General features: G+C 48.3%; 27 protein-coding genes. 18 read left to right on the top strand and 9 right to left on the bottom strand.

The features are described 5' to 3' along the window. The first annotated feature begins 182 nt into the window (after positions 1–182). Together acnB and trpD are read left to right on the top strand one after the other, a co-directional pair. Positions 183–2,771, top strand: coding sequence for a bifunctional aconitate hydratase 2/2-methylisocitrate dehydratase (gene acnB, locus H3L97_RS08150; RefSeq protein ID WP_097115068.1), 2,589 nt, complete (start codon positions 183–185; stop codon positions 2,769–2,771). A 125-nt stretch (positions 2,772–2,896) separates the two neighbouring features. Beyond that, on the top strand, positions 2,897–3,922 hold the full coding sequence (gene trpD, locus H3L97_RS08145; protein ID WP_097115069.1) for an anthranilate phosphoribosyltransferase: 1,026 nt from the start codon (positions 2,897–2,899) through the stop codon (positions 3,920–3,922). A 50-nt stretch (positions 3,923–3,972) separates the two neighbouring features. Here the strand turns inward: trpD and H3L97_RS08140 are convergent, their stop codons facing one another. Then, complete coding sequence (locus tag H3L97_RS08140; RefSeq protein ID WP_179655896.1) at positions 3,973–4,149, bottom strand: hypothetical protein; 177 nt, start codon at positions 4,147–4,149, stop codon at positions 3,973–3,975. Positions 4,150–4,311: 162 nt separating this feature from the next. Here H3L97_RS08140 and H3L97_RS08135 point away from each other — a divergent pair, with 162 nt between their 5' ends. Further along, positions 4,312–5,832, top strand: a complete 1,521-nt coding sequence (locus tag H3L97_RS08135; RefSeq protein ID WP_097115070.1) for a phospholipase D family protein — start codon at positions 4,312–4,314, stop codon at positions 5,830–5,832. A 68-nt stretch (positions 5,833–5,900) separates the two neighbouring features. Then, positions 5,901–6,035: a hypothetical protein gene (locus tag H3L97_RS12070; RefSeq protein WP_263480786.1), complete on the top strand. Its 135-nt coding sequence runs from the start codon at positions 5,901–5,903 to the stop codon at positions 6,033–6,035. Positions 6,036–6,044: 9 nt separating this feature from the next. On the opposite strand, the gene H3L97_RS08130 is transcribed toward H3L97_RS12070, so the two are convergent. Further along, positions 6,045–6,892 (bottom strand): IS630 family transposase gene (locus H3L97_RS08130; protein WP_182073065.1). Its coding sequence is split into 2 segments (ribosomal slippage): positions 6,045–6,577 and positions 6,577–6,892, totalling 849 coding nucleotides; the frame shifts between segments, so codons are not numbered across the junction. A 93-nt stretch (positions 6,893–6,985) separates the two neighbouring features. On the opposite strand from H3L97_RS08130, the gene H3L97_RS08125 reads away from it, so the two are divergent. The 3 genes from H3L97_RS08125 to H3L97_RS08115 all read left to right on the top strand — a co-directional run bounded on the left by H3L97_RS08125 (position 6,986) and on the right by H3L97_RS08115 (position 8,761). Further along, positions 6,986–7,174, top strand: a complete 189-nt coding sequence (locus H3L97_RS08125; RefSeq protein ID WP_097115072.1) for a DUF3460 family protein — start codon at positions 6,986–6,988, stop codon at positions 7,172–7,174. Between the two features lie 124 nt (positions 7,175–7,298). After that, entirely contained in the window at positions 7,299–7,967 is a 669-nt protein-coding gene (locus tag H3L97_RS08120; RefSeq protein ID WP_097115073.1) for a class I SAM-dependent methyltransferase, read from the top strand. Between the two features lie 2 nt (positions 7,968–7,969). Further along, a complete protein-coding gene (locus tag H3L97_RS08115) occupies positions 7,970–8,761 on the top strand; it encodes a tetratricopeptide repeat protein (RefSeq protein ID WP_097115074.1) in 792 nt (263 codons plus the stop codon). A gap of 318 nt (positions 8,762–9,079) precedes the next feature. Here the strand turns inward: H3L97_RS08115 and lpdA are convergent, their stop codons facing one another. After that, positions 9,080–10,870: a dihydrolipoyl dehydrogenase gene (lpdA, locus tag H3L97_RS08110; protein WP_097115094.1), complete on the bottom strand. Its 1,791-nt coding sequence runs from the start codon at positions 10,868–10,870 to the stop codon at positions 9,080–9,082. An 84-nt stretch (positions 10,871–10,954) separates the two neighbouring features. Beyond that, complete coding sequence (locus tag H3L97_RS08105) at positions 10,955–11,446, bottom strand: FxsA family protein (RefSeq protein WP_097115075.1); 492 nt, start codon at positions 11,444–11,446, stop codon at positions 10,955–10,957. Positions 11,447–11,621: 175 nt separating this feature from the next. Here H3L97_RS08105 and H3L97_RS08100 point away from each other — a divergent pair, with 175 nt between their 5' ends. Continuing rightward, positions 11,622–12,281, top strand: a complete 660-nt coding sequence (locus H3L97_RS08100) for a murein hydrolase activator EnvC family protein (protein WP_097115076.1) — start codon at positions 11,622–11,624, stop codon at positions 12,279–12,281. 89 nt (positions 12,282–12,370) lie between these two features. On the opposite strand, the gene H3L97_RS08095 is transcribed toward H3L97_RS08100, so the two are convergent. Both H3L97_RS08095 and H3L97_RS08090 read right to left on the bottom strand, forming a co-directional pair. Continuing rightward, positions 12,371–14,044 carry a cation acetate symporter gene (locus H3L97_RS08095; RefSeq protein ID WP_097115077.1) on the bottom strand — a complete coding sequence of 558 codons (1,674 nt, stop codon included), beginning with the start codon at positions 14,042–14,044 and terminating at the stop codon, positions 12,371–12,373. Continuing rightward, positions 14,041–14,385: a DUF485 domain-containing protein gene (locus tag H3L97_RS08090; protein ID WP_097115078.1), complete on the bottom strand. Its 345-nt coding sequence runs from the start codon at positions 14,383–14,385 to the stop codon at positions 14,041–14,043. The genes H3L97_RS08095 and H3L97_RS08090 overlap by 4 nt, the downstream gene beginning before the upstream one ends. A gap of 329 nt (positions 14,386–14,714) precedes the next feature. On the opposite strand from H3L97_RS08090, the gene H3L97_RS08085 reads away from it, so the two are divergent. The 4 genes from H3L97_RS08085 (at position 14,715) to H3L97_RS08070 (ending at position 17,974) form a co-directional block, all read left to right on the top strand. Then, positions 14,715–15,599: a LysR family transcriptional regulator gene (locus H3L97_RS08085; protein ID WP_097115079.1), complete on the top strand. Its 885-nt coding sequence runs from the start codon at positions 14,715–14,717 to the stop codon at positions 15,597–15,599. A gap of 410 nt (positions 15,600–16,009) precedes the next feature. After that, positions 16,010–16,486 (top strand): LPS-assembly lipoprotein LptE, encoded by a 477-nt coding sequence (locus H3L97_RS08080; RefSeq protein ID WP_097115081.1) that lies wholly within the window; start codon positions 16,010–16,012, stop codon positions 16,484–16,486. Further along, the gene (holA, locus tag H3L97_RS08075) at positions 16,486–17,493 is read left to right on the top strand and encodes a DNA polymerase III subunit delta (RefSeq protein WP_097115095.1); all 1,008 of its coding nucleotides are present in this window, start codon (positions 16,486–16,488) and stop codon (positions 17,491–17,493) included. Before H3L97_RS08080 ends, holA begins: the two co-directional genes overlap by 1 nt. Positions 17,494–17,542: 49 nt before the next feature. Continuing rightward, entirely contained in the window at positions 17,543–17,974 is a 432-nt protein-coding gene (locus H3L97_RS08070) for an NfeD family protein (protein WP_097115082.1), read from the top strand. 254 nt (positions 17,975–18,228) lie between these two features. Here H3L97_RS08070 and nfsA read toward each other — a convergent pair whose 3' ends face one another. Then, entirely contained in the window at positions 18,229–18,972 is a 744-nt protein-coding gene (gene nfsA / locus H3L97_RS08065; RefSeq protein WP_179655897.1) for an oxygen-insensitive NADPH nitroreductase, read from the bottom strand. 233 nt (positions 18,973–19,205) lie between these two features. Here nfsA and H3L97_RS08060 point away from each other — a divergent pair, with 233 nt between their 5' ends. After that, complete coding sequence (locus H3L97_RS08060; RefSeq protein WP_097115083.1) at positions 19,206–20,597, top strand: MFS transporter; 1,392 nt, start codon at positions 19,206–19,208, stop codon at positions 20,595–20,597. A gap of 3 nt (positions 20,598–20,600) precedes the next feature. Further along, complete coding sequence (locus H3L97_RS08055) at positions 20,601–21,125, top strand: single-stranded DNA-binding protein (protein ID WP_097115084.1); 525 nt, start codon at positions 20,601–20,603, stop codon at positions 21,123–21,125. A 95-nt stretch (positions 21,126–21,220) separates the two neighbouring features. On the opposite strand, the gene hemW is transcribed toward H3L97_RS08055, so the two are convergent. Continuing rightward, a complete protein-coding gene (gene hemW, locus H3L97_RS08050; protein WP_097115085.1) occupies positions 21,221–22,381 on the bottom strand; it encodes a radical SAM family heme chaperone HemW in 1,161 nt (386 codons plus the stop codon). 110 nt (positions 22,382–22,491) lie between these two features. Here hemW and H3L97_RS08045 point away from each other — a divergent pair, with 110 nt between their 5' ends. The 4 genes from H3L97_RS08045 to H3L97_RS11825 all read left to right on the top strand — a co-directional run bounded on the left by H3L97_RS08045 (position 22,492) and on the right by H3L97_RS11825 (position 24,071). Next, positions 22,492–22,929 (top strand): type II toxin-antitoxin system RatA family toxin, encoded by a 438-nt coding sequence (locus H3L97_RS08045; RefSeq protein WP_097115097.1) that lies wholly within the window; start codon positions 22,492–22,494, stop codon positions 22,927–22,929. Next, the gene (locus H3L97_RS08040; protein WP_097115086.1) at positions 22,919–23,218 is read left to right on the top strand and encodes an RnfH family protein; all 300 of its coding nucleotides are present in this window, start codon (positions 22,919–22,921) and stop codon (positions 23,216–23,218) included. The genes H3L97_RS08045 and H3L97_RS08040 overlap by 11 nt, the downstream gene beginning before the upstream one ends. Next, a complete protein-coding gene (gene pth, locus H3L97_RS08035) occupies positions 23,208–23,786 on the top strand; it encodes an aminoacyl-tRNA hydrolase (RefSeq protein ID WP_097115087.1) in 579 nt (192 codons plus the stop codon). The genes H3L97_RS08040 and pth overlap by 11 nt, the downstream gene beginning before the upstream one ends. Before the next feature lie 195 nt (positions 23,787–23,981). Further along, positions 23,982–24,071 carry an acetolactate decarboxylase gene (locus H3L97_RS11825; protein WP_220457429.1) on the top strand — a complete coding sequence of 30 codons (90 nt, stop codon included), beginning with the start codon at positions 23,982–23,984 and terminating at the stop codon, positions 24,069–24,071. Here the strand turns inward: H3L97_RS11825 and putP are convergent. Next, complete coding sequence (gene putP / locus H3L97_RS08030) at positions 24,068–25,558, bottom strand: sodium/proline symporter PutP (protein ID WP_097115088.1); 1,491 nt, start codon at positions 25,556–25,558, stop codon at positions 24,068–24,070. The two genes, H3L97_RS11825 and putP, sit on opposite strands and share 4 nt — an antisense overlap. Between the last annotated feature and the right edge of the window lie 44 nt (positions 25,559–25,602).

The following is a 25,602-nucleotide window of genomic DNA, read 5'->3' as shown; positions in this document are numbered from 1 at the left end:
AGATTTTTGAGACACATTTTCAGGCAGCCTGAAAAAGCCGATTTCCCCCTGAAAATATATTGCCAAATTTTGTAAATTTCAGCTATGATTATGAAATAGTCGCACGACTACACACCGTTTCAGGCAGCCTGAAACACCCATTTAAAAGAAAAACATATCCCCAAACATAAGGAACAAAAGAAATGTTAGAAGCCTACCGCAAAGCCGCAGCCGAACGCGCTGCACAAGGCATTCCCGCCCTGCCTTTGACCGCCCAACAAATGGCTGATTTGGCTGAATTGTTGAAAAACCCACCTGCTGGCGAAGGCGAATTCTTGTTGGACTTGCTCGCCAACCGCGTACCTGCTGGTGTGGACGATGCCGCCAAAGTCAAAGCCTCATTCTTGGCAGCCATTGCCGAAGGCAGCGTATCCAGCCCACTGGTGTCGCCCGAATACGCCACCGAATTGCTCGGCACCATGCTGGGCGGTTACAACATTCACCCCCTGATTGAATTGTTGGACAACGACAAACTCGCGCCCATTGCCGCCGAAGGTTTGAAACACACTTTGTTGATGTTTGATTCTTTCCACGATGTGAAAGAAAAAGCCGACAAAGGCAATGTGAACGCGCAAGCCGTGTTGCAATCTTGGGCAGACGCGGAATGGTTCACATCGCGCCCTGCCGTGCCTGAAAAAATCACCGTTACCGTGTTCAAAGTAGATGGCGAAACCAACACAGACGACTTGTCGCCCGCACCTGACGCATGGTCGCGCCCCGACATTCCTTTGCACGCATTGGCAATGTTGAAAAACCCACGCGATGGCATTACCCCCGATAAAGCAGGCGAAATCGGCCCCATTAAAACTTTGGAAGAATTGAAAGCCAAAGGCAATTTGGTTGCCTATGTGGGCGATGTGGTGGGTACGGGTTCATCTCGCAAATCCGCAACCAATTCCGTGATTTGGCATACGGGCGAAGACATTCCATTTGTGCCAAACAAACGCTTTGGCGGTGTGTGCTTGGGTGGCAAAATTGCCCCAATTTTCTTTAACACGCAAGAAGACTCTGGCGCGTTGCCGATTGAAGTGGACGTGTCTGAATTGAAAATGGGCGATGTGGTGGACATTTTCCCATACGAAGGCAAAATCGTGAAAAATGGCGAAACCGTTGCCCAATTTGAATTGAAATCCCAAGTTTTGTTGGACGAAGTTCAGGCTGGCGGTCGCATTAACTTGATTATCGGTCGCGGCTTAACCGCCAAAGCGCGTGAGGCTTTGGGTTTGCCAGCCTCTGACAAATTCCGCTTGCCACAAGCCCCTGCCGAAAGCAAAGCAGGTTTCACTTTGGCACAAAAAATGGTCGGTCGCGCTTGCGGTTTGCCCGAAGGTCAAGGCGTTCGCCCAGGTACTTACTGCGAACCACGCATGACCACAGTCGGCTCGCAAGACACGACTGGTCCGATGACACGCGATGAATTGAAAGACTTGGCGTGCTTGGGTTTCTCGGCGGATTTGGTGATGCAATCATTCTGCCACACGGCTGCTTACCCCAAACCTGTGGACGTTCGCACCCACAAAGAGCTGCCTGAATTCATTTCTACGCGCGGTGGCGTGTCTTTGCGCCCTGGTGATGGCGTGATTCACTCTTGGTTGAACCGCTTGCTCTTGCCCGATACTGTGGGTACTGGTGGCGACTCGCACACCCGTTTCCCCATTGGCATTTCATTCCCAGCAGGTTCGGGTTTGGTGGCGTTTGCGGCGGCAACTGGCGTGATGCCTTTGGATATGCCTGAATCGGTGTTGGTGCGTTTTTCAGGCAGCCTGCAACCTGGTGTAACCTTGCGCGATTTGGTCAACGCGATTCCTTTGTACGCCATCAAACAAGGCTTGCTGACCGTTGCCAAAGCAGGCAAGAAAAACATTTTCTCGGGTCGCATTTTGGAAATTGAAGGTTTGCCCGATTTGAAAGTGGAACAAGCCTTTGAAATCACAGACGCTTCTGCGGAACGTTCTGCGGCTGGCTGTACCGTTCATTTGAACAAAGAACCGATTATTGAGTACATGACTTCCAATATCGTGTTGATGAAGAACATGATTGCCGATGGCTATGCCGATGCGCGTACTTTGGAACGCCGCATTAAAGCGATGGAAGCATGGTTGGCAAACCCACAACTGTTGGAAGCCGACAAAGACGCGGAATACGCTGCCGTGATTGAAATCAATATGGACGAAATCAAAGAGCCAATTATCGCTTGCCCGAACGACCCCGATGATGTGTGTTTCATGTCGGAAAAATCAGGCACGGTGATTGATGAAGTGTTCATCGGTTCGTGCATGACCAACATCGGACACTTCCGCGCTGCGTCCAAATTGCTGGAAGGCAAGAGCGACATTCCTGTGCGCCTGTGGATGGCACCGCCTACCAAAATGGACGCGCAAGAATTGTCCAATGAAGGACACTATGGCGTATTGGGTCGTGCAGGCGCGCGCATGGAAATGCCAGGTTGCTCGCTGTGTATGGGTAACCAAGCGCAAGTTCGCGAAGGTGCAACCGTGATGTCCACTTCAACGCGCAACTTCCCCAACCGTTTGGGTAAAAACACCAATGTGTTCTTGGGTTCGGCTGAATTGGCGGCAATTTGCTCCAAATTGGGCAAAATCCCGACTGTGGAAGAATACCAAGCCAACATCGGTATCATCAACGAAAACGGCGACAAAATCTACCGTTACATGAATTTCAATGAAATTCCTGAATACAATGATGTGGCGGCAAAAGTGAATGTGGCTTAATCGCTTGATTGTGTAAAATTCAGGCAGCCTGAAAGTGGAAATTTGGCTTTCAGGCTGCCTGTCTGTCTTTTGAAGTGGCGACAAAAGCAAGCCATTTCTTAACCCCATTTTTGAAAGGCAATTTCATGATTACCCCCAAACAAGCCCTTGCCCAATTAGTAGATAACAAAGCATTGCATTATGATGAAATGCAAGATTTAATGCGCCAAATCATGCGCGGCGAAGTGCCACCCGAACAAATGGCTGGCATTTTGGTGGGTTTGCGCATGAAAGGGGAAACCGTGTCGGAAATCGCGGCGGCTGCCAGCGTGATGCGCGAATTTGCCACCCAAGTACCTGTGCAAGACACACACAATTTGGTGGACATTGTTGGCACAGGTGGCGATGGCGCAAAAACCTTTAACATTTCCACCACCGCCATGTTTGTGGCGGCGGCGGCTGGTGCAAAAGTGGCGAAACACGGTGGGCGTTCGGTGTCATCATCAAGTGGCGCGGCTGATGTTTTGGCGCATTTGGGGGTGGATTTGAACGTGTCGCCCCAGCAAATCGCGCAACAAATTGCGCAATGTGGTTTGGGTTTCATGTTTGCCCAAAATCATCATTCGGCAATGCGCCATGTTGCGCCTGTGCGTCAGGCTTTGGGTTTTCGTACGCTGTTCAATATTTTGGGCCCCATGACCAATCCTGCTGCTGCCACCAATCAGTTGATTGGCGTGTTTCATGTTGATTTGTGTGAAACGCTGTCGCGCGTGTTGCAACAGTTGGGTTCGGAACACGCTTTGGTGGTACACGGCAGCGATGGTTTGGACGAAATCACGGTTACAGGCAGCACGCGCATCGCTGAACTGAACAACGGTGTGATTCACACATACGATTTCCACCCCGAAGAAGTGGGTTTGCCCATTTATGCCGATTTGGACGCGCTGAAAGTGGACAATCCCAGCCAATCGCTCGCCATGATGAATGCGGTTTTGGACAACACTGCGCCACCTGCGGCACGCGATATTGTGTTGCTCAATGTGGCGGCGTGTTTGTATGCGGGCAATGTGGCAGGCAGCCTGAAAGACGGTTTGGCTCTGGCACAAGATGCCCTGTTAAGCGGCAAAGCCAAAGCCAAACAACAGGAATTTTTGCAATTTAAACCTGCGTAATGGGGCTTTTCAGACTGCCTTTCGCTCTCGGGCATATTGGGATTTGCGCTCTATCGCCGCGCGGGCGACTTACTTTTTAAAAAAGTAAGCCAAATAAACCCAAAAACAAAGGCTACTTCCATTTTATTCAACGTGAGTTTGGGATATTTGCTCCCTCTCCCTGTGGGAGAGGGCTGGGGAGAGGGTATGCTGCTCAACCACGCCTCACCCGAGTTCACGTTATTCAATGGCTTAACCTTTTCAGGCTGCCTGAAATATTTTTTAAAGCAAAACCCTTAAACATTGATTTATTTGGCTTACTTTTTTAAAAAGTAAGTCGCCGAAGGCAAAACCCCTTTTTGTGGGAGCGAGAAAAGCTGCCTGAAATCCCTTTTCCCATTTCATCAACCATGTTTCGTTATGTGATTTTACTGCTGGCGTGTGTGTTGTCGGCTTGCACCAGCTTGCCCGATTTGCAACAGCGCACGCCCAGCATTTACATTCCCACCCAACACGCGCCACGCTTGGAACAGGTGCTGCAACTGCCATCGGTGCAACACACCGCGCCACCCAATGCCCACGTTCACATTTTGGATAAGGCGCAAGACGCTTTTGTTGCACGCGCCACGCTGATTGACCATGCCGATGTGTCATTGGATTTGCGCTATTACATTTGGCGCGATGATGTTTCAGGCAGGCTGCTGTTGCAAAAACTGTGGCAAGCCGCCCAACGTGGCGTGCGCGTTCGCCTGCTGCTGGACGACAACAACACACGCGGCATGGACAATATTTTATTCGCATTAAATCAACACGATAAAATTGAAGTGCGCCTGTTTAACCCCTTTTTAAACAGACGCTGGCGGGCATTGGGCTATTTGTCCGATTTTCCGCGCGTCAATCGCCGCATGCACAACAAATCGTTTACCGCAGACAATCGCGTCAGCATCATTGGCGGCAGAAATGTGGGCGATGAATATTTCCACACCCATGCCGAAACCCTGTTTTCCGACATGGACGTGCTGCTTTCAGGCAGCATTGTTACCCAAATTTCTGCCGATTTTGACCGCTACTGGCAAAGCAACTCATCTTATCCACTGGAAAGCATCATCAAAAAAATCCCAGCCCCCCAGTTGGCAAACGCCCTACAAATCCTCCAATCGCCACCGCAACCCAAAGCCCATTTGTATTTAAACAGCCTGAAAAACACCGATTTAAACCAAGCCATCGCCCACAAAAACGTGCAACACCTGCCCGCCCAAGCCGATTTAATCAGCGATGACCCAGCCAAAGCCCTAGACCGCCACACCAGCGTCAATATCGCCAGCAGCCTCAACGCCGCCTTAAAGCAGCCCCAAAGCGAAATTTATCTGGTCAGCCCCTATTTTGTGCCCACCCAAAAAGGCACACAAAAAATCCAAGAATGGGCAAAACAAGGCAAAAACATCACCGTGTTCACCAATTCACTGCGCGCCACCGATGTGGCAGCCGTGCATTCGGGCTACGCACGTTATCGCAAAGCACTTTTGCAAGCAGGCGTGCGCCTATTTGAATTTAAGCCCGACCACGCCGTACCGTCCAACAAAGACAAAGGCTTAACAGGCAACTCATCAGCCAGCCTGCACGCCAAAACCTTTATCGTGGACAGACAGCGCGTGTTTGTCGGTTCACTCAATCTCGACCCCCGTTCCGCGCGGCTGAACACCGAAATGGGCGTGGTCATACACAATGCTGCGCTCGCCAGCCAAATGCAACGCCAAATGCAACAGCAAGCCCAAGAAGTCGCCTACCGCGTCAGCCTCGACCCACACGGCAAACCCCAATGGCAAGACCCCCAAACAGGCAAAACCAGCCACCGCGAACCCGAAGCCCGTTTTTGGAAACGCACCATCAGCAAAATTTTATCGTGGTTGCCGATTGAACGATTGCTGTAAACATTCAAGCAGCCTGCAACTCGTCCCCTCCCACGCTGGCGGGGGAGGGTTAGGGTGGGGGTGGCTCTTTGATAAACAGCGCACCAAAACAACAATCGCAGAATTTGAACTGTGAACGTGGCGTTGCGCCGCCACACCCACGCTTTGGGCGCGTGGCACGAAACGGTTTTCAGGCAGCCAAAATTTATTGCAAAGCAGCCTGAAAATTATAGTCAGTTAAAATAAGAATAGGACACTAACGTATCAGTAAAATGCCTTCCACTAGGTAAAATGGCTCGCATATATCTCTTGATGTTTGCCCATGTCCGTTCTATGGGATTAAGCTCTGGTGAATAAGGTGCAAGCGGCAAGATTTTATGCCCCCATTTGTGCGCCATTTCACGCAAAATACCCATACGATGAAATCGTGCATTATCCAAAATAATGACAGATTTTTTATTTAAAATAGGCAATAAACATTGCTCAAACCATGTTTCAAAAAAAGCACTGGTCATTGTGTTTTGATAAATCATAGGGGCAATCAGTTTGTTGCCGACTTGTGCGGCAACAAGCGATAAGCGTTGGTACTTTTTACCACTGATTTGGGCTTTGATGACCTGCCCCTTTGGGCTACGCGCATAAGGACGAAATAAGTAAGTATCAAATCCCGTTTCATCCAAATAAACACGCTGATAGTCAAAAAATTCAGCCAGTTGATTTAAATAATCTTTTACTTTATTTGGGTCTTGTTCTTTGTATGTGGTGGTCTTTTTTTACGCGTGATACCCATTCTTTTGAGTGCATAAAAAATGGCTGATTTTGAACAATTAAAATGTTCAGCTATTTCATGCAAATAAGCATCAGGGTGTTGTTGTATATGTTCAGCCAATTTTTGGCTGTTCAATTTATTGGCATTTTGCCCCTTTACTTGATGATTTAAGCTGCCTGTTTGCGCTTTCAAGCGTATCCATAGGTAAAGCGTATTTCTGGATATTTGGTAAGCTTGGGCGACTTTACTGATATTTTTGCATTGTTCATAATAGCTTAATGCTTTATTTCGCAGTTCTGTTGAATGTGCCATTTTTTAATCCTAAAAATTAGGGTATTGTACTATTTTATTTTGAATTGACTATATTGTAAAATGGCGCAAATTTCTTCCACAAAGGCATTCATCATGTACGACAAATACCAATCCGACACCACCCAATTTTTAAACGATTTAATCCAAAAAAACCCCGAACTGGAACAAGAACGCTTGCAAAACCGCGCCCTGTTGTGGGACGTAACCCTCAATCCCGAAGAGCAAGCCCAATACGAAGCCGCCAAATTGCCCAAAAAACCCTACGCCTATCAGCCCGACTAAAACATTTTCAGGCAGCCTAACCGTACACGACCATTTGTGCCATTTGCCCTCTCCCCCTATGTAAGGGGGCGCGCCGCCCCACCAGCGTGGGCTGGCTGCCTGAAAAACCTTTCTATCCATCAACATGACCGTTCACGCTCCCACTTTCACGCCCGAACTTTTGGCATATTTGCGCCAAATCAGCGAAACCGAATCCCCCATACTCACCCAAATTCGCCACGAAACCGCACAACATCGCTTGGGCAAAATGGCAATCGCCCCCGAACAAGCCGCCTTTTTAACGTGGCTGGCGCGATTGATGGGCGCAAGCAAATATCTGGAAATCGGCACATTCACAGGATACAGCAGCACCGCCATGGCACTTGCCCTGCCCGAACACGCACGGCTAACCTGTTGCGACATCAACGTTACCTTTACCGACATCGCCCAGCAAAATTGGCAACGCGCTGGTGTGGCACACAAAATCACATTGCACTTGCAACCCGCACTCATCACATTGCAAGAACTGCTGGACGCTGGCGAAGCCGAAAGCTACGACATCGCCTTTATTGATGCCGACAAACCGCCCACACCCCATTATTACGAAAGCTGCCTGAAACTGGTTCGGCGCGGCGGCATCATCGCCATAGACAATATTCTGCTCAATGGGCGCATCACGCAAAATCCCAATGAAAACAGCCCTGCCAGCCACGCCATTTTACAAAAATTCAACGCCAGCCTGCCCCACGACCCACGCATTGTGCCGTTTACCCTGCCCTTGGGCGATGGCTTAACTTTATTGATGAAAAAATAATCATGTTTAAAAAAATCATCATCTTATTTGGATTAGTGGCACTCAATGCCTGTGCCACTTCATCGCCCAACAACGCCACCCCCAACAGCGAAATGGCGGTTCAAGCTGCCAGCGAAGTGCTTGCCGCGCCCGAAATTCAGGCTGCCAGCGACATTGCCCAGCAGCCTGAAAGCGAATCTTTGCCCTACCCCACTTTGGACAAGCAAAATCAAATTGACCAATTAATCATAAAAATCAATCAACTAGAAGAAAAAATGGCTCAACTCAACACGCGCATTCGCCAATTAGAACGCCATGCCCAAACACCACCGCCCAAAGTGGCACGTCCCACGCCCCCATCTGCCACCAAACGCAAATTGCTGCCTGAAAAAACCCTTACCATCAAAGCGCAAAACCATGCGCCTGAACAGGAAGACAATCCCCCACCCACCGTCAATCCCTTACAGGCAGCGCAAAATGCCTACGCGCAAAAACAGTATCACACCGTGATTGAACAATTACGCGGTGCCGACAGTGGCGGCGATGGCAGCCCCAATGCCCAGCAGCAGATGTTTTTGCTGTTGCAAAGCCATTTGAAATTGAATCATTGCCAATCGGTCATTCAAATGGGCAGACATTTTGCCTCGCGCTTTTCAGGCAGCCCCAATGCACCCCAAGCGTTGTTTGCGGTGGGACAATGCCAATGGCAAATTCAGCAGCGCGACATCGCCAAAGACACTTGGCGCGACATCATACGGCGTTATCCGCAAAGCCCCGTTGCCCAAGCCGCCGCCCATGCCATGAAACAAAAATAGAACCTGTGTTCATAAAATTCAGGCTGAAACTTTTGCAAAACTCGGTTCGCAAGGGCAGATTTCATATTTGCCCTGTTTAAACTTGCAGAAATTTTTATTTTTGGGACGCCATGTAGGGTGCAACTTGTTGCACCAAATCCATGTTTTATCAGGAAAATGGTGCAACAAGTTGCACCCTACACTCGTCCTATTTTTACATAAATTGAAAAGAGGCGGATATGAAATCCGCCTCTACATCAGTTTAAAAGTAGGTTTTGCAAAGGTTTCAGGCTGCCTGAAACAGCATTTCAGGCAGCCTTTTTTCATGTTTTTACACGATTATTTCTTTTTGCGTTGTGGCGGCAAATCGGTGCAAACGCCCAAAGCCACTTCTGCCGCCATGCCAATGCTTTCGCCCAAAGTGGGGTGTGGGTGAATGGTTTTGCCGATGTCTTCCGCATCGCAACCCATTTCAATCGCCAAACAAATTTCGCCAATCATGTCGCCAGCGTGTGTGCCAACAATGCCACCGCCAATAATGCGACCCGTTTCCGCGTCAAAAATCAGTTTGGTAAAGCCTTCATCGCGACCGTTGGCAATCGCACGACCGCTCGCCGCCCATGGGAACACGGATTTGGTGATTTTAATGCCATCGCGTTTGGCGATTTCTTCGGTAACGCCTACCCACGCCACTTCGGGGTCGGTGTACGCCACCCCCGGAATCACACGCGCGTCAAAATAGGCTTTGTGTCCCGCGCAATTTTCGGCAGCAACGTGTCCTTCATGCACCGCTTTGTGCGCCAACATCGGTTGTCCGACCACATCGCCAATCGCGTAAATGTGTGGCACATTGGTGCGTTGTTGCTTGTCCACTTCAATGAAACCGCGTTCGGTAACGGCAACACCTGCGTTTTCCGCGCCACACAGTTTGCCATTCGGTGCGCGACCTGCGGCAACCAACACCAAATCGTATTTTTGCGGCTCTTTGGGGGCTTTTTCGCCTTCAAACGTAACGTAAATGCCGTCTTCTTTGGCTTCTACGGCAACGGTTTTGGTGTTGGTCATGATGTTGTCAAAGCGATGGGCGTTCATTTTTTCCCACACTTTAACCAAATCGCGGTCTGCGCCTTGCATTAAGCCGTCCATCATTTCCACCACGTCCAAGCGCGCGCCCAAGGTGCTGTACACCGTGCCCATTTCCAAACCAATGATGCCGCCACCGATAACCAGCATTTTTTCAGGCAGCTTGCCGTTTTGGGTACGCAATTCCAACGCGCCTGTGCTGTCCACAATGCGTGGGTCTTTGGGGATAAAGGGCAAATTCACCACGCGGCTGCCCACGGCAATAATCGCGTTTTTGAATTGCACGGTTTTTTTCGCGCCTGTTTCGCTGGCGTGTTCGTATTGTGTGGATTCGGTCAAAGCCACTTCAATGTGGTTTGCGCCCACAAATTTGCCAAATCCTTGAATCAAATCCACTTTACGCGCTTTTGCCATGCCAGCCAAGCCGCCAGTCAATTTGCCGATGACTTTTTCTTTGTAGCCGCGCAACTGGTCAATGTCAATTTCTGGCTCGGGGTATTTGATGCCGTTTGCTGCCAAATGTTTCACTTCGTCAATCACTGCCGCGTTGTGCAACAGGGCTTTGGACGGAATGCAACCCACGTTCAAGCACACGCCACCCAAAGTGCTGTATTGCTCCACAATCGCCACTTTCAAGCCTTCGTCTGCGGCAGCAAAGGCGGCAGAATAGCCACCTGGCCCGCCACCCAATACCACCACATCGTATTCTGCGTCTGCGCTGCCTGAAAAGCTGGCGGCTTGCGGTGCAGGGGTTTCTTGTTTGATTTCAACGGGTTTGGGGGATTCAGGCTGCTTGGTTTCGCTTGCACCTGCGGCTTCCACAAGGGCAATCACGCCGCCTTCGGAGATTTTGTCGCCCACTTTCACTTTCACTTCTTTAATCACACCAGCGTGGGTGGCTGGCACGTCCATGGTGGCTTTGTCGGTTTCCAAAGTGATTAAAGTTTGTTCCAATTCAACGGTATCGCCCACTTTGATTTCTACGGCGATGATGTCCACATTTTCGTGTCCGCCAATGTCGGGGACTTTCAGTTCAATTGTCATGATTCTGCCTTTCGGTGTACGCTTCAAAAATACGAAAATGCCGAATTATACCGCATTTGTTTTGCAAAGGTTTCAGCTTTGGTGTTTTTAAGGGCGATGTTCTATCACATCTTGATTTTTTTGGGATTGTTTGGCTTGGGCATTGCCATTTGCATCGCGTACCACAAAATCGCCTTCAATCACATCATCATCGGGCTTGGCTTTGTGGTATTGAAAACCGTTTGCGCTGAAATGCGATTGTGAATTGGGCGTTGCCACCGCTTTACCCGAAAACGGTATCAACAACAACAAAGCCAAAACATCACTCAAAAACCCTGGCAAAATCAACAACAAACCTGCCACAGGCACACGAATCGGCAACAGCAATTCATACCAAGACACCGTTCCGTTTTTCAGCACGCCACCTGCCAAAATCACTTTGCTGATGTTGCCCATATTGCGCAACAAAAATGCACCCAACATGGCACTCAAAATCATTAAGCCAAATGTTGCCAAACCGCCCAGCAGCTTGCCCACAAACACGATGGACAAAATCTCCAAAATAAACGCCACGAAAAAGAAAATACCCACAAATTGCATAGTCTGTCCTTTCTGTATTGATGAAGACCAAATAATGCCAAACCCTTTGATTTACAAGTTGCCGCTTTTCAGGCTGCCTGTAAAAACAGGTAAAGCAAAACCGCATTTTGCTTTAATCATCAAGCAAAAATCCCTATAATCGCCCCTTTGATTTTTTATTGAAAGGGCGCAATTTATGCTATCGGTTTCCCATTTTATTCGTCCGCTTGCACTTTCGCTGGCGATTTTAAGCACTTTGGCTGCCTGTTCCAGTAGCGGCAAAACCAGCACCACGCGCGTGTGCAAAAATTTGGCATCAAACCAATATTGCGTGCAATCGGGCGACACATTAAGCCGCATCGCCCAACGCCATAAAGTCAGCGTAAACGATTTGAAAGCGTGGAACCATTTACGCAGCGACACCATTCAAATTGGTCAAGCCTTGATTGTGCGCGGCAGTGCGCCTGTTTACAATGCACCGCGTCCCAGCAATGCCATTGCCCTGCAAATGCCTGTGCAAGGCACCATTATCGCCACATACAGCAGCGCCAACAAGGGCTTGGACATTGCCGCACCGCGTGGCACTTTGGTTCATGCCGCAGCCGATGGCACGGTCATTTATGCAGGACAAGGTGTGCGTGGTTATGGCAAATTGGTGTTGATTCGCCACAGCCCCACCACCATCACCGCCTATGCCCACAACGACAATGTGCTGGTTGCTGAAAAAACCAATGTTCGCGCAGGGCAAATCATTTCATCGGTGGGCGAAACGGGTCGCAATGATGGCAGAACCGCCTTGCATTTTGAATTGCGCATCAACGGCAAACACGTTAATCCTGCCGCTTATTTGCGCTAAATGCCCATTGTTCATCGTCCACATTTCAAACCCCAAAAAGGCTGCCTGAAAAATCCTTTCAGGCAGCCTTTTGATTGGGATAACAGCGTTTAGTGGTCAGACGCGCCTGCCGCACCAATGCCTGTCATAGAGCGCACATATTGTGCTTCAAAGCCTTCTTTGTCTTTCTTCGCTTGTTCCGAATTGTCCAACAAAGACACGATGATGGAAACGATGAACGCCAAAGGAATCGTGAAAATCGCAGGGTTGCCATATGGGAAAATGGCTTCTTTGTTGTGCAACACGCTTACCCACACGCTTGGACCCAAGATAATCAGCAAGAATGCGCCAATCAAACCAGCGAAACCGCCCACTACCGCGCCACGAGTCGTCAAACCTTTCCAGAACATGCTCAACATCAACACGGGGAAGTTAGCCGAAGCCGCCACCGCAAATGCCAAGCCCACCATAAATGCCACGTTTTGATTTTCAAACGCCAAGCCCAAGATGATGGACAATACGCCCAAAGCCAAAGTTGCCATTTTGGAAACGCGCATTTCTTCTTCTTGCGATGCTTGACCTTTGCGGATAACCGAAGCGTAAATATCATGGCTCACCGCAGACGCGCCAGACAAGGTCAAACCAGCTACTACTGCCAAAATCGTTGCAAATGCCACCGCAGAAATGAAGCCCAACAACAAGTCGCCACCCACCGCTTTGGACAAGTGAACCGCAGCCATATTCGTGCCGCCAATCATTTCATAAACGGTTTTGCCGTTTTTGGTTACTTCATTAAAGAAATCTGGGTTTTTGGTCAAGAAAATAATCGCACCAAAACCAATAATAAACGTCAGCAAGTAGAAATAACCAATGAAACCTGTTGCCACCACCACCGATTTACGCGCCTCACGCGCATCGGGTACGGTAAAGAAACGCATCAAAATGTGTGGCAAACCTGCTGTACCAAACATCAACGCCAAGCCCAAAGACAATGCGTCAATCGGATTTTTAACCAAACCACCAGGGGCAAGAATGGCTTCGCCTTTTTCGTGGGTGTCCACGGCTGCCTGAAACATGCCTTCAAAGCTGAATCCTGTGTGTTTCAATACCATCAGCGACATGAATGTTGCACCGCCCAACAGCAATACGGCTTTAATCATTTGCACCCAAGTGGTTGCCAACATACCGCCAAACATCACATAAGCGACCATCAACACGCCCACCAAAATCACGGCAAACAAATAGTCCATACCAAACAGCAGTTGAATCAGTTTACCCGCACCCACCACTTGCGCGATGAGATACAGCAACACCACCACCAGCGAACCACCCGCCGCAAACAAACGCACAGGTTTTTGCGCCAAACGGTAAGCCGCCACATCAGAGAATGTGAATTTACCCAAGTTACGCAAACGCTCCGCCACCAAAAACAACACAATCGGCCAGCCCACCAAGAAACCTGTTGAATAAATCAAGCCATCATAACCTGATGTGAACACCATTGCCGAAATCCCCAAAAATGAGGCTGCCGACATGTAATCGCCCGCAATCGCCAAACCATTTTGGAAACCCGAAATGCCACCGCCGCCTGTGTAGAAATCTTTGGTGGATTTATTTTGTTTGGCTGCCCATTTTGTGATGTACAAAGTTGCACCCACAAAAATGAAAAACATGATGATGGCAGTCCAGTTGGTTGCCTGCTTTTGCACATCGCCCGAAAAGGCTTCGGCAAACACGCTGTTTGAAAACAGCAGGGTCATCAAACCCAAAAGCGATTTGTTCATTTGTTTTCTCCCATCACTTCTTTGACCACTTCTTGTGTCATGTCTTCATATTTGCCGTTTGCCAGCCAAACATAAATCAGTGTAATCAAAAAGGCAAAAATAATCATTGCCACACCTGCATAAATGCCCACGGTCATGATGCCGCCGCCCATTTTTGCGCCCAATGCTTGGGGATTGGTGCCAATTGTCCAAATAAAACCCACATAAACAAAAAACATCACGGCTGAAAAGCTCCAACCCAAAATGGATTTTTGTTTTTCCATGGCTTTGAATTTGGGGTGAGACAAAACGCGTTGTGCCAATTCGCGTTCTTGTGCCACATCGGGTTTATTGTGTTCCATAAAATCATCTCCTAAAAATATGGTTCTTATGTGCTGCTTGGGGGGTATTAAAAGGCAAAATGAATCAAAACACATAATTGTAAATTTAAATAACGGCTATCCATAAAAGTGATACTGTTATTTAATTTTATGATTTGTAAAGAAAATGTATTTTTTATTGAACGCAAGACTCTGGTAATTGGAAATTTTAATGCCCCCTATCTGTAAAATTGATATTGAAATTTAATTTTATGATTTTTAAAAACAATATTTTCCAAATTAAACCTTTTCAGGCAGCCTGAAAAATGTAAAAATGCCAACAAAATTAAACAGAATAAAGAGTCAAACGCATGGACATCACGCAACTCAAATCCTTCATCACCGTGGCACACACCCAAAATTTAACGCAAGCTGCTGAAAAATTGTTTCTCTCGCAACCTGCCGTTTCGGCGCAAATCAAGTCTTTGGAATCGCACATTGGCACGCCCCTGTTCAACCGCAACAGCAGTGGCATGACGCTCACACGCGCAGGCGAAGTGTTTTTGCCCGAAGCCGAAGCCCTGTTACAACACAAACATCGCTTGGAAATTTTTGCCAAAACGCTGTCTGAAAGCTATGTGCAAAGCGTGCAACTGGGTTTGATTCACCCCGTACACCCCGCAAAAATCACCGAATTGATAGACGAAATTGTCCAAAACAACAGCGAAACACAATTACACATTCAATACGGCATGAGCGGCGAAATTTTGACGCGCATTTTGGCAAAAAAACTGCACGGCGGCTTTTTTTTGGGACACATCAATCAGCGCAATTTGCAAACGATTATGTTGGAAAATATTCCTTATTCATTGATTTGCCACAAAAAATATTATGATGAAATCCTCAAAGGCTTGCCCAAAAGCCTGAATGAATTTACTTGGATTGAAATGTCGGGCATTTCAGGCAGCCACAAAAATTTGCAACAATTTTGGCATCGCCACAAACTCACGCCCAAAAAACAAATCATTTGTGATTATCCGCAAACCATTGTGGATTTGGTGGTAAGCGGCTCGGGCTTGGCAATGGTGCCAAAAAGCAAAGCCGAAGCCGCCATTGAACAAAATCGCCCCATTGCGATTATTGAACAATTTGAACAAAGTTTACCTTTAAATTTCATTTATTTAGATGAATTTGGCGAAGACCCCGCCCTACAAACCCTGCGCGATTGCGTGGAACAGGTTTGGCAAGTGGTATAGTTTTTCAGGCAGCCTGAAACTTTTGCAAAACTCGGTTTGTAGGGGCAGATTTCACATCTGCCCTGTTTAGAATTGCAGAAATTTTTATTTTTATCAATAACGTGAACTCGGGATAAGTCACTGTCAATTTGCCAACAAACCTGCCCTCTCTCCCTATGGGAGAGAGTTGGAGAGAGGGCTTGTTGAGCAGCATACCCTCTCCCCAGCCCTCTCCCACAGGGAGAGGGAGTAAAGTGACTTAAATTTATCAATCACTTTTATCCCGAAATCGCGTTATCAATAAATTGAAAAAAGGGCAGATATGAAATCTGTACCTACGAATTGAGTTTTGCAAAGGTTTCAGCCTGTCGTGGTTTAAATGAACGAAACTTTGTATAATGCACACTCATTTTTACCTAAACCGAAAATTTATGTTGCCCCAACTTCGTTTTTTTGCCGTGGCAATGCTGCTGTGCGTGTCGGCTTGCGGCTTTCATTTGAAAGGCAATTTGCCCCATGCCGTGCTGCCTGTAAACACATGGTCGGTGCAAGGCGATGTGTTGCAATCGCATTTAGAAAGCGCATTGCGGCACAATCAAGCCAGCGTCAATCCCAATGCACAAGCGCAAATTAAATTGCTCCACTACGAAACCAAAAAAGACATCTACACCATTACCCGCGCTGCCAAATTGAATGAATATTTGCTTTCTATGCGCATCGTGGTACAAGCGTATCGTGGCAATCGCGCTTGGGGCGAACCCATTTCGTTGCAAATACAACGCATCATGCCCTATGCCGACAGCATGATTTTGGGCAAACAATACGAAGAAGAACAAATTTGGCAAGAAATGCAACACGATGCCGCCCAACAAATCGTCCGCCAAATGGCTTTTTTGAAAGATGAATGATGGCGGCTTTGGATTCAGAACAGCTTTCAGGCAGCCTGAAATCGGGTTTGCAAGCCCTGTATGTGATTCATGGCGAAGAAGATTTGTTGCGTTTAGAAAGCCTAGACCACATTCGCCACGCCGCACGGCAACACGGCTACATCAAAGAAAGCCACATTGCCGATTCGCCCCAATTTGATTGGCAAGAATTGCTGGCAAACGCAGGCAGCGCAGGTTTGTTTGGCGACAAAAAACTGCTGGAAATTCATCTACCAAGCGGCAAAGTGGGCAAACAAGGCAGCGATGCCCTGCACGAATTGGCAAACCATTTGCCCAACGACACTTGCGTGTTGATTGCCTTGCCCAAATTGGAACGCGCCCAGTTGCAAAGCAAATGGTTCAGCAGTTTGGCACAACACGGTTGCGTGGTAGAAGCCAAAGCCATTACCCTAAACGCCCTGCCCACTTGGATTAAAAAGCGTTTGCAACAACACAAATTGGACATTGAAACCGATGCCTTGGCATGGTTTGCCGAGCGCGTAGAAGGCAATTTGTTGGCAGCCAAACAAGAAATAGAAAAACTGTCGCTGCTCTACCCGCCAAAAACGCAGCTCAACATGAACGATGTGGAACAAGCCGTGGCAAATGTGGCGCGTTTTGACGCATTTCAGTTGTCTGCCGCGTGGTGGTCGGGCGATGCCAAGCGCGTGGTGCGATTGCTAGAAGGCTTGGAAGCCGAAGGCGATGAACCCGTGTTGATTTTGTGGGCGGTGGCAGAAGACATACGCACACTGTTGCGCCTGATGGCAGCCTTAAAACAAGGCAAAACCGTGGCAGCCGTACGCAATGAATTGCGTTTGTGGGGCGACAAACAAACCCTAGCCCCCAAAGCCGTGGCGCGTTTTTCAGCCCAAAAATTGGTGGACGCATTGCAAACTTGCGCCCAAATTGACCGCCAAATCAAAGGCGCAGAATCGGGCAATGCGTGGGCAAATTTGAAACACCTGCTGCTGAATCTGGCAGCCTGAACCCCCAAACATTTGACAACAAACAACATTTCAACAAGGAAACACAAACATGGACAAACAACGTTTAATCTTAATTTGGCTGGCAATGGCAGCCGTTTTTACCGTGATTGCCTATTTATTGGGTGCATCGTGGCTGTGGGCTGTGGTAATTGGCGTATTGCTGGTGGCGGCGATTGTGGGCGGTGCAACGGGATTCATGTATTTCAAACAAAAAAAATTGCTGGACAGCGCAGCCAAATTCAATATTGATTTGAAAAACGGCAAAATCAACCCAGCCGATTTGCGCCGAATGTATTTTAGCGGCGGACAAGCCCGCAAAGACGCGCTGTTTATCGCCACACGCGCCATGAATTGCTCGGTGGCAGAAGCCGAACGCCGTTTGAGCGAAAAAATCACCAAACAAGCCGCCATGCAAGAAAGCATGAAAATGCAACAAGCCCACAAAGGCAAAGGCAAAAATAAAGGGCAATTTGGTCGCTAACCCACAAAATGCGTAGGGGCGGATTTCATATCCGCCCCTTTTTCAATTTAGGGTTAATTCATTGAAAAATAACGCGAGTTTGGGATAAAAGTAATTGATAAATTTAAGTAATTCCCCCCTCTCTTTGTGGGAGAGGGCTGGTTTATTGGCACATTTACAGTTACTTATCCCAAGTTCACGTTTTTGTAGGGTGATGAAAAAGCCACAAAAAAGTTGCCTGAAACCCCAATTTAAAACAAAAACCGTTTGGCATTTTAGCGTTTCGCAAACCCTTTGCTTTGCAAAAACGCCAACATTTCGGGGCGCACTTCGGTACACAAATTGTTTTCAATTTGCTGCTGCCACGACAAATCCAAATTGCTGCGTTCTTGGTAATATTGCTTAACCACTTGATTGTATTCGCTCAATGCCGTTTCATTGGGTGCGCCATATTCGTTTTCAAACAACACATTGTCCAAAGGCAAACGCGGACGCTGTGCAGGGTCTTGGTCGGGATAACCCAAACACATGCCCACCAAAGGCACAACATAATCAGGTGTTTGCAAAATTTCGGCTGCCTGCGCCATGTTGTTGCGAATGCTGCCAATGTACACGCCACCCAAACCGATGGACTCTGCCGCCAACATCACATTTTGCGCGAAAATGCCCACATCTACCGCGCCCACCAACAGCACTTCTGTCCAGTCCAACTGTGCGTGGGGTGCAAAATGTTTGTGGCGCGAACCGTCAATGCAAAACACCAAAAATTCGGCACAATGTTCCACATAAGCATGACCTTTGCCGCCTGTGGCTTGGGTGCAAATGGCGCGAATTTGGGCGCGTTTGGCAGGGTCGCTCACGCGAATCACGCTCACGTTTTGCATGTAGCTTGATGTTGATGCCATTTGTCCTGCATAAATCAGTTGCGATAAGGTTTCGCGGTCAATGGCTTGCTCGGTAAATTTGCGAATGGAACGGTGCGCCAAAGCCGTTTGCAAAGCAGATGAATGGTTTTGCATGATGTTTTTCCTGTTGTGAGTAAAATCGCGATTATAGTGCAATTTTGCTGTTATAATTCGCGCTATTTTTCAGGTAGCCTTACGGTTCACGACAAAAAACGGTTTTGCCTTCGGCAATTTACTTTATTAAAAAAGTAAGCCAAATACATGAACGCTGAATGGTTTGTGGCTCAAAAAAACATTTCAGGCAGCCTGAACGCACATTCCCAAAAAATATCAAGGAAATCAAATTTATGGCACGAAAAGCAAAAATTGCCATGTTGCCCCACGAATGGCGCGCCAGCACATCATTGGCAGGGGTGTATGCTTTGCGTATGCTGGGTATGTTTTTGGTACTGCCCGTGTTGGCTTTGCACGCGCACGGTTTGGCGGCGCACCTGCCTGAAAGCGAACAGCTTAAAATGGTGGGTTTGTCTATGGCGATGTATGGCTTAACCCAAGCCCTGTTGCAACTGCCATTGGGGATTTTGTCGGACAAAATTGGGCGCAAAAAAGTCATTTACTTGGGCATGGCGGTGTTTGCAGGGGGGAGCTTTTTGGCGGCAAGTGCCACGCAGGTGGAAACTTTGGTCATTGCCCGCGCCATACAGGGCGCAGGAGCGGTTAGCGCAGCCGTTACCGCCTTGGTTGCCGATTTAACGCGCGAAGAAGTTCGCACACGCGCCATGTCCATGATAGGATTGAGCATAGGCTTAACCTTTTCGGTGGGTTTGGTGTTGTCGCCCATTTTAACGCGCTGGGTGGGCGTGGACGGTTTGTTTGTGATAATGGGGGCATTGAGCGCGGCAAGCATCGCCTTGGTCGCGTTTTACACGCCCAATCCCGAAAAATCGCGTCTGCACCAAGATGCCCAAGCCCAAACCAGTCGCATTGGCGAAGTGCTGAAAAACACCCAATTATTGCGTTTAAATTTTGGTATTTTTGTTTTGCAAACGGGTTTGATGGCGATTTTTACCGCGCTGCCTTTTGCCTTGCGCCAACTGGGTTTGGACAAAACCGAACATTGGCAAGTGTATTTGCCTGCCACCGTAATTGGCTTGATTTTGATGATACCTGCCATTGTGATTGGCGAAACGCGCAATAAATTGAAACAGGTGTTTGTGCTGGGCATTGCTTTGGTGCTGTTGGCGCAATTTGCGTTGATTTTCAGCCTGCATGCCATTTGGTTGATTGCTGCGGTGCTGATTGTTTATTTTATTGGATTCAATATCTTGGAGGCGAGTATGCCTTCTTTGGTGTCCAAAATCGCGCCTGTTGATTTGAAAGGCACGGCAATGGGGGTGTACAACACTTTGCAATCCATAGGCGTGTTTATGGGCGGTATGTTGGGCAGCCGAATGTATGCCCATTTTGGTTTTGTGGGGGTGTTTGGATTTTGTTGTGTGATTGTGGCGGTGTGGCTGTTGGTTGCGCTGACCGCACCTGCACCCCAACCCGTGAAAAACATCATGTTCGCCCTGCCCCAAGCGTGGCATTCGCGCTTGGACGAGCTTTCAGGCAGCCTGAAAAACGTGGCTGGCGTGGAATCGGTTTCGTTTAGCGAAGATAAAAATACAATATTTATCAAAGCATTACAAATTGGATTTGATGAAGAACAGGTCAAACAAATTTTAACAGGAGTGTAGTTTATGTCATCTATGAACAAAGTGATTTTGATTGGACGCTTGGGACGCGACCCCGAAACGCGCTATATGCCAAGCGGCGAGGCGGTGTGCAATTTCAGCCTTGCCACATCGGAAAGCTGGAACGACAAAAAAAGCGGCAACAAAGTGGAACGCACCGAATGGCACAATATCAGCATGTATGGTCGTTTGGCGGAAATTGCAGGGCAGTATTTGAAAAAAGGCAGCCTGACTTACATTGAAGGTCGCATTCAATCGCGCAAATACACCGACAAAATGGGCGTGGAGCGCACCGCCTACGACATCGTTGCCAATGAAATGAAAATGCTCGGCGGCAAAAACGACATGGGTGGCGAAGACCGCGCTTGGGACAACAGCCCCAAATCGTATGGCAACAACACCAGCCAAAACGACTACAATGACGAATATGCGCGTCCAGACAGCCCACCGCCTGCCGCGCCGCAACAACGCAAAGCACCCGTTGCCCCCGTTGCGCCTGTGGACGACATTGATGATGACATTCCATTTTAATGGGTAAAAAAACGTTTCAGGCAGCCTGAATGTGTTGTTCAGGCTGCCTGAAATGCTTTTTTGGCTGACTTTTTGAAAAAGTAAGTCGCCGTCTGCTACAAAAAAATCCCAATCAAATCATTCAAAAAACGCCTGCCCAAATCAGTGGGGCGCAAAAACATGGGGTTGCCGTCCAACAAACCCTTTTGTTGCGCCAAAGCGATTTGCGGGGCGATTTTCGCCATGCTCACGCCCGTGCGTTCGGCAAAATAATGGCTGGGTACACCGTCCACCAAACGCAGCGCATTCATCATGAATTCAAATGGCAAATCCGATGTTGGCACGATTTTGCGTTCAATCGCATCATGCGGATTGCCTTGCATGGCGGTCAAATAATCGCTGGGGTGGCGTTTGCGCGTGGTGCGTTCAATGCGGTCGTGGTGCGACAATTTGCCATGCGCCCCAGCCCCAATGCCAATGTAATCGCCAAACTGCCAATAATTCACATTGTGCCGCGCCCTTTGGCTGGCGTGTTGGGCAAACGCGCTGGTTTCATACTGTACAAAACCCGATGATTGCAACGTGCCGTGAATCGCATCTTCAATGTCTTGGGCGGATTCGTCTTCGGGCAAGCCTTGCGGAGGGGTATGCCCAAAAGGGGTGTTCGGTTCAAGCGTTAATTGATACGCGCTGATGTGCGACACGCCAAAATCAATGGCGGTCTGCACATCATTTAAGGCAGCCTGAACCGTTTGGTGCGGCAAAGCGTACATCAAATCAATGTTTACCCGTTCAAAAATTTGGCTGGCGGTGGCGATGGCAGATTTGGCTTCATCGGCATTGTGTATGCGCCCCAAAATTTTCAGGTGCTGATTGTCAAAACTTTGCACACCAATAGAAAGGCGATTCACACCCGCGTCTTTAAAACCTTGAAATTTATCCCGTTCAAAAGTGCTGGGATTGGCTTCCAGTGTGATTTCCGCATTCGGATTGAGTTTCACCAAAGCGCGAATGCCGCTCAACAATTTATCAATCGCAGCAGCCTGAAACACGCTGGGCGTGCCACCGCCAATGAAAATCGTGTCAATCGGCCGCCCCCAAAAATGCGGCAATTCGGTTTGCAAATCCGTGAGCAGCGCATTGATGTAGGCATTTTCGTCCAAAGTGGTTTTGATTTTGTGGGAATTAAAATCACAATAAGGGCATTTTTGAATGCACCACGGAATGTGAACATAGAGCGAAAGCGGCGGCAAAGCCGTTAAAGGCGTGTGAAACATGGTTGCGGTTTAAGAATCAAAAAGCCATTTTAACGCAAAACGCAGCCTGAAAACAGTTGCGCGTTTTCAGGTATAATCGCACCCATTTGAACGCATTTTTTCCCCAAATCATGTCTGCCACCACCATTAAAAAATCAGTATTGGTGCTACACAGTGCCGAACAAATGTTTGAATTAGTTGATAAAGTAGAAGATTATGCCCAGTTTTTGCCTTGGTATGGCAAAACCGAAGTGCTGCAACGCACCGACACCGAATTAAAAGCCCGTTTGCACATGGATTACATGGGGGTCAATCAATCGTTTGCCACCCACAATCACAATGTGGCAGGACGCGAAATCCACATGAATCTGCTGGAAGGTCCCTTTAAAAGCCTGCACGGCACATGGAAATTCACCCCCATTGGCGATGACGCTTGTAAAGTGGAATTTGAATTACAATACGAATTATTGGGCTTATTGAGCCGTTTAATCAGCCCCGTTTTCAGCACCATCAGCAGCAAATTGGTGGACGCATTTGTAAAAGAAGCAGACAAACGCTATGGCAAATAAAATCCAAATTGAAGTGGCGTATGGATTAGCCCAACGCCAACACATTTACCGTTATGAAGTGGCACAAGGCACCACCGCGCGTCAAGCCGTGCTGCAAAGCGATGTGTTGCGCGATTATCCGCAAGCGGATTTGTCTGCGCCTGTGGGCATTTTCGGCAAAATGGTGCGCGATGACACCCCCCTGCGCCACAACGACCGCGTGGAATTGTATCGCCCCCTGCTCGCCGACCCCAAAGAAGCACGGCGCAAGCGCGTTCAAAAACAACAGGAAAATCAAAATGACGATTAAAATTAAAATGATAGTCGGACTGGGCAATATAGGCACAGAATACGAACACACACGCCACAACGCAGGCTTTTGGCTGATAGATGAATTAGCGTGGCAATGGAAAGTGAATTTGCGCGAAGAAAAAAAATTCCACGGCGAAGTGGCGCGTGCCAGTCATTCAGGCAGCGACATTTGGCTGTTGAAACCGCACACTTACATGAATTTATCGGGTCAAGCCGTGTCGGCATTGGCGCAATTTTACAAAATTCAACCCAATGAAATTTTGGTGGTGCATGATGAATTGGATATTCCCTGCGGCAAAATTCGCCTGAAATTGGGCGGCGGCAACGGTGGACACAACGGCTTAAAAGACATTCAAGCCAAACTGGGTACACCCAATTTTTACCGCTTGCGCTTGGGCATAGACCACCCTGGCGACCGCAACTTGGTGGTTGGCTATGTGCTGAACAAGCCCAGCCCCGAACAACGCCAACAAATTGACGACAGCATTCGCAAATCGTTGCAAGGCTTACCCCTGTTTTTGGACGGCGACATGGAAGCGGCAATGCGCTTTTTGCACAGCGCGTAGGGTTTTTGCTTGTCGCTACTTTTAAATGGTTTGCGTTTTTTTTAAAAACGCGAGTTCAGGATACAAATGATTGATAAATTTAAGTCACTTTGCCCCCTCTCCCTGTGGGAGAGGGCTGGGGAGAGGGTGTGCCTACTCAACAAACCCTCTCTCCAACGCTTTCCCAAAGGGAGAGAGGGCTGATTTATTGGCACATTGACAGTTACCTATCCCGAGTTTACGTTAAAAAACATTTTAGGCAGCCTGAAAATCGGTTTCAGGCTGCCTGAATTTGGTTTCAATTAAGCCGCTTTTTTGTAGGCTTCATCGGCATCATCAAAACGTTTTTGCACTTCTGCGCTGGCGGTTTTGCCAAACAATGACACCACCACAATCGCCACCCAGCATGCAATAAAGCCAGGAATGATTTCATACAAAGTGCTGCCTGTAAGTGGTTTCCACGCCACCACCGTTACCGCACCCGCAACCATGCCAGCCAATGCGCCCAAGCCCGTCATGCGTTTCCAAAACACCGACAAAATCACCACAGGACCAAATGCCGCGCCAAATCCTGCCCAAGCATAGGAAACCAAACCCAATACTTGGCTTTTGGGGTCGGAGGCAATCACAATCGCAATCACGGCAATCAGCAACACCATCGCACGACCCACCCACACCAATTCTTTTTGTGCTGCTTTGGGGCGCAAGAAACCTTTGTAGAAATCTTCGGTAATCGCGCTGGAACACACCAATAATTGACAAGACAAAGTGGACATCACCGCCGCCAAAATCGCCGATAAAATCACGCCTGCAATCCAAGGGTTAAACAAAATGGTGGTTAAGGCGATGAAAATGCGTTCGGGATTGTCTTGCATGGTTGCCACTTGGTCGGGGTGCTGACCGAAATAGGCAATGCCAAAATAACCCACCGCACAAGCACCTGCCAAACACAAAATCATCCACGTCATACCAATGCGGCGGGCGTTTTTGAGTGATTTCACGCTGTCTGCTGCCATAAAACGCGCCAAAATGTGTGGTTGTCCAAAATAGCCCAAACCCCACGCTGCGGTAGAAATGATGCCGATGAAAGTGGTGCCTGCAAACAAGCTGGCGTATTCTTTGCCTGTGCTTTGTGCGGCTGCCTGAATGGCTGCGCTCATTTCATCTGCACCGCCCAAACCCAAATACACCATAATTGGCGTTAAAATCAGCGCGAAAATCATCAGGCTGGCTTGAATGGTATCCGTCCAGCTCACCGCCAAAAAGCCGCCAATAAAGGTGTAGGCAATGGTTGCGCCTGCGCCCAACCACATGGCTTGGGTGTAAGTCAAATCAAACAGGCTTTCAAACAAACGCGCCCCTGCCACCACGCCCGAAGCGCAATAAATCGTAAAGAAAAACAAAATGATGCTGGCTGAAATCACTTTCATCGCATGACCTTGTGCGCCAAAACGATGATAAAAATAATCGGGCAACGTCAGCGCATTGTTGTTGAACTCGGTGTGTATGCGCAAACGCCCCGACACCAACAGCCAGTTGAGCCACGCGCCAATGGTCAAGCCAATGGCAATCCACGATTCGCTCAAACCCGACACATAAATTGCCCCTGGTAAACCCATCAGCAGCCAGCCCGACATATCCGAAGCCCCTGCCGATAAGGCGGTTACAAATGCGCCCAAGCTGCGTCCGCCCAAAATGTAATCGTCAAAACTGCGCGTGGAACGGTAGGCAATAAAACCGATTGCCAACACCGCCACCAAATAAATCCCAAAAGTGATGTACATTGGATTCATGGCGAAAATCTCCTTGAAAAACCGTATTTTTCTATTTTCAAAAA

The sequence above is a fragment of the Alysiella filiformis genome, from assembly GCF_014054525.1.
GTDB classification, from domain to species: domain Bacteria; phylum Pseudomonadota; class Gammaproteobacteria; order Burkholderiales; family Neisseriaceae; genus Simonsiella; species Simonsiella filiformis.
Note: the sequence above shows the minus strand (reverse complement) of the source record. Positions and strands in the feature narration are given on the sequence as shown.